The 4,401-nt window shown below is 66.3% G+C and carries 3 protein-coding genes; all 3 read right to left on the reverse strand.

Annotated elements, in window-relative coordinates; genetic code table 11:
• Positions 1–321: 321 nt before the first annotated feature.
• The 3 genes from murD to ACT4OC_RS09610 all read right to left on the reverse strand — a co-directional run bounded on the left by murD (position 322) and on the right by ACT4OC_RS09610 (position 4,326).
• On the reverse strand, positions 322–1,722 hold the full coding sequence (gene murD / locus ACT4OC_RS09600) for a UDP-N-acetylmuramoyl-L-alanine--D-glutamate ligase (protein ID WP_444838740.1): 1,401 nt from the start codon (positions 1,720–1,722) through the stop codon (positions 322–324).
• 7 nt (positions 1,723–1,729) lie between these two features.
• Positions 1,730–2,824, reverse strand: coding sequence for a phospho-N-acetylmuramoyl-pentapeptide-transferase (mraY, locus tag ACT4OC_RS09605; protein WP_444838741.1), 1,095 nt, complete (start codon positions 2,822–2,824; stop codon positions 1,730–1,732).
• Between the two features lie 119 nt (positions 2,825–2,943).
• Positions 2,944–4,326, reverse strand: coding sequence for a UDP-N-acetylmuramoyl-tripeptide--D-alanyl-D-alanine ligase (locus ACT4OC_RS09610; protein WP_444838742.1), 1,383 nt, complete (start codon positions 4,324–4,326; stop codon positions 2,944–2,946).
• Positions 4,327–4,401: the final 75 nt, after the last annotated feature.

The raw sequence follows: 4,401 nt of genomic DNA on the forward strand, positions 1-4,401 counted from the left end.
ATCACGCCGGTCAGCATCAGCGCGAAGATCGCACCCAATAGCGGCTTGTCGACGGTCCACCACCAGTCGGACAGCGGCGTGCGTTCTTCGCGGGAGATCATGGATGTCCCCAATGGGCAGAGGTCTGTCCCATTGGTGGCGGAGGTTGGTTACCGGGGGGTTAATGGGATGGGGATGATTTGAACGAAGCCGGAATGCCGCTGCAAAGTCAGTCGTCATACCCCGCGCATGCGGGGTATCTAGTACGCCGCGGCTTCTCGGTCAATCGCAGGCGTCTCTGGGATACCGGGTCACCCGCCTTCGCGGGTGACGACAAGTGAGTCACACCACCGGCTTCACGCTGGGCAGCGCGGTGACGAGGTCGCGGAAGGCGGCGCCGCGGATTTCGAAGTTGCGGTACTGGTCGAAGGAGGCGCAGGCGGGCGAGAGTAGCACGACGGGATCGGCTAGCCCGGAGGCTTCGGCATCGCGGGCGGCGTTGGCGACGGCAACGTCGAGCGTGCCGGAAATCTCGTGCGGAACGCGCTCGCCGAGGGTGGCGGCGAATTCCGGCGCGGCCTCGCCGATCAGGTAGGCTTTCTTGATGCGCGGGAAATAGCCGGCAAGGCCCGCGATGCCGCCGGCCTTCGGCTTTCCTCCGGCGATCCAGAAGATCTCGCCGAACGATGACAGCGCATGCGCGGCGGCGTCGGCATTGGTGCCCTTGGAGTCGTTGACGAACAGCACATTGCCGCGGCGGCCGACCTGCTCCATGCGGTGGGCGAGGCCCGGAAAGCTGCGCAGGCCGTTCTGCAGTGTCTCCGTGCCGATGCCCATGGCAAGCGCGCAAGCGGAAGCACAGGCCGCGTTCTGCGCATTGTGCAGGCCGCGCAGCGAGCCGATGCCCCCTAAGCGCGCGATCTCGGTGCGCGCGCCGCCATCGGCGCGCACGATGGTCTCGCGCTCGACATAGATGCCGCTGGCGAGCGGGTTCTTCACGGAGATGCGCACGACGTTCTTGCCGGCGCGATCGAGGCGGTCGGCGATGTTGCGGCACCAACCATCATCGACGCCGACGATGGCGGTGCCGTCCGGCTGCACGCCGGCGACGAGGCGCTCCTTCACCGCGGCGTAATGCTCGAGCGTGCCGTGGCGGTCGATATGGTCCTCGCTGACGTTGAGCAGAATGCCGACGGAGGGGTCGAGCGAGGGCGCAAGATCGATCTGGTAGGACGACATCTCGATGACGTGGACGCGGCCCATGCGCGGCGGCTCCAGCGACAGGATCGCGGTGCCGATATTGCCGCCCATCTGGGTGTCGTAGCCGGCAAACTTGGTTAGATGCGCGATCAGTGCGGTGGTGGTCGACTTGCCGTTGGTGCCGGTGATGGCGACGAAGGGCGCGTCCGGCGCGTGGCGGCGGCGCTCGCGGCAGAACAGCTCGATGTCGCCGATCACCTCGACGCCAGCCTGGCGCGCCATCAAGACGCTCCAGTGCGGCGTGGGATGCGTCAGCGGCGCGCCGGGGGTAAGGATCAGCGCGGCGAAATTGGCCCATGAGACCATGCGCAGATCAGCGGTAATGAAGCCGGCCTGCGCGGCCTTGGCGACATTGTCGGGATTGTCGTCGGCGGCGATGACTTCGGCGCCGCCGGCCTTCAGCGCGTGGCAGCTGGCGAGACCGGAACCGCCGAGTCCGAAGACGGCGACCGTCTTGCCGGCAAGCGAGGTGACGGGGATCATGAAGCGCTCAACGCAGCTTCAGCGTGGACAGACCGGCGAGCGCCAGCATCACCGAGATGATCCAGAAGCGGATCACGATCTGAGGCTCGGTCCAGCCCTTCTGCTCGAAATGATGATGCAGCGGCGCCATGCGGAACACGCGCTTGCCGGTCATCTTGAACGACACCACCTGGACGATGACGGAAACGGCCTCCAGCACGAACAGGCCGCCGATCACGGCGAGCACGATCTCGTGCTTCACCGCGACGGCGGTCGCGCCGAGCATGCCGCCGAGGGCGAGCGAGCCGGTGTCGCCCATGAAGATCGAGGCCGGCGGCGCGTTGAACCAGAGGAAACCGAGACCGGCGCCCAGCACCGCGCCGCAGAGCACCGCGAGCTCGCCGGTGCCGGCGACGTACCTGATCTGCAAATAGTCGGAGAACACGGCGTTGCCCGTGAGGTAGGCAATCATGCCGAAGCTGGCGGCCGCGATCATCACCGGCACGATGGCAAGACCGTCGAGGCCGTCGGTGAGGTTCACGGCATTGCCGGCGCCGACGATGACAAAGGCGCCAAAGATGACGAAGAACCAGCCGAAGTTCAGGACGAGGTCCTTGAAGAACGGGATGGCCAGCGACGTCGACGCCGTATCACGGCCGAGCCGCACCAGCGCGTAGCAGGCGGCGAGCGCGATGACGGCCTCTATCGACAGCCTCAGCTTGCCGGCGAAGCCAGAGTGCGACTGCTTGGTGACCTTCAGGTAATCGTCATAGAAACCGACGAAGCCGAAGCCGAGCGTCACCGCAAGCACGATCCAGACATAGGGATTGACCGGGTTGGCCCACAGCAGCGTCGAGACCACGAGGCCCGACAGGATCATCAGCCCGCCCATGGTGGGCGTGCCCTTCTTGGCGATGAGATGCGATTGCGGGCCGTCGGTGCGGATCGGCTGGCCCTTGCCCTGACGCAGGCGCAAATGATCGATGATCCACGGTCCGAACAGGAACACGAACAGCGCACCAGTCACCATCGCCCCGCCGGTGCGGAAGGTGATGTAGCGGAACACGTTGAGGAGGCCCTTTAGGAATCCGAGTTCCGTGTTCGTGATCAGCCAATATAGCATTCAATATGCCCCATGCCGCTGGCGCGGTTGTGCCGCAAAGGCGAGACGCCCTTTAACCACGGCCCCGCGCCAAGGGCTACTCATGGCGGGTTGAAAGTTTGCGTGAGCCATGTGCGCGCTTACGCCTTTGCCTGCAACGCGGCAACCAGCCTGGGTACGAACTTGTTCACCCAGAACATCTTCTTGCTGCCCTTGACCACCACGACATCGCCGCCACGGAGCAGGCTCGCCACCTGCTGCGGCTCCAGCGTGGCCGGGTCCTCGTGCCAGCCGAGGCCCTTGTCCCCGGGCAGCAACGTGTAGAGGTGGTGCATCAGCGGGCCGACGCAATAAACGCCGTCGATGCCCTCGAGATGCTTCGCGAGCCCCGTGTGATAGGACGGCGCCTCCTCGCCAAGCTCCAGCATGTCGCCGAGGATGGCGATGCGGCGACCTTGTGCGACGGGGCGGGCCTTCAGGCTGTCGAGCGCGGCGACCATGCTGGCCGGATTGCCGTTGAAGCTGTCGTCGATCAGCGTCGCGCCGGCGACCGTCTGCTCGACGCCTCGCCCGGTCATGATGCCGACGTCGTTGAGCTCCGGCGCCAGCGCCGCGGCGTCGAGGCCGGCGGCGTGGACGGAGGCGAGCGCGGCCAGCGCGTTGTGCAGGCGATGCGGTGCGCCGGGCGTGAGGCTGAAGGCGACCTGCCTGCCCGCGACATCGGCAGTCACATCCCAGCTCTCGCCGCGCGCAGCATGCTTCACCTCGCGCACTTCCGCACCGGCGCCGAAGCGGATGGTCTTGCCGCGCCATTCCGGCGCACTGACGTCGTTTGGCAGCACCAAGACGCCGTCCTCAGGCAGGCCTTGCGCAATCGACAGCTTCTCGCGACGAATGGCTTCGAGACTGCCGAGCTTTTCCAGATGCACCGGCTGCACGTTGACGACGAGGGCCACCGTCGGCCGTGCGAGTTCGGACAAGCGCGCGATTTCGCCGACCTGGTTCATGCCCATCTCGACGACCCAGACGCTGGCCGAGGGATCGCCGTTGCACAGCGTCAGCGGCACGCCCCAGAAATTGTTGAAGCTGGAAGGGCTGGCAAAGGCATTCGGATAGGCACCGATGAATTCCTTGGTCGACGTCTTGCCGGCGCTGCCAGTGAGCCCGATGACGGGGCCCCCGTAGCGCGCGCGCGCGGCGCGGCCGAGCGCCCAGAGGCCGTCGATCAGCGTGTCCTTCACGATCAGCTGCGGGATGCTGACGCCTTCTATCTTCCTCGGCACGATCATCGCCACCGCGCCGGCGGCCTGCGCGCCCGCCGCGAATTCCCAGCCGTCGCGCGCGCTGGCAAAGCTCGAGACGAAGCCGCCGCTCGGCGTGCCCGACAGCGCAATGAAGAGACTGCCCGGTTTGACGAGGCGGCTGTCCTGCGTGACGAAACTGATCGGCGTATCCGGAAATGTCTCGCTCGAGCCCAGCGCGCGGGCGACCTCAGCGACGGTCCATAGCGGCTTTGCGTTCATGCCACCCTCGATGAAAGCGCGGCGGCGACCGCCTCGTGATCGCTGAAGGGAAGAGTCTTGTCGCCGACGATCTGT

This window comes from Bradyrhizobium sp. (assembly GCF_052389815.1).
In the GTDB taxonomy this organism is placed as follows: domain Bacteria; phylum Pseudomonadota; class Alphaproteobacteria; order Rhizobiales; family Xanthobacteraceae; genus Bradyrhizobium.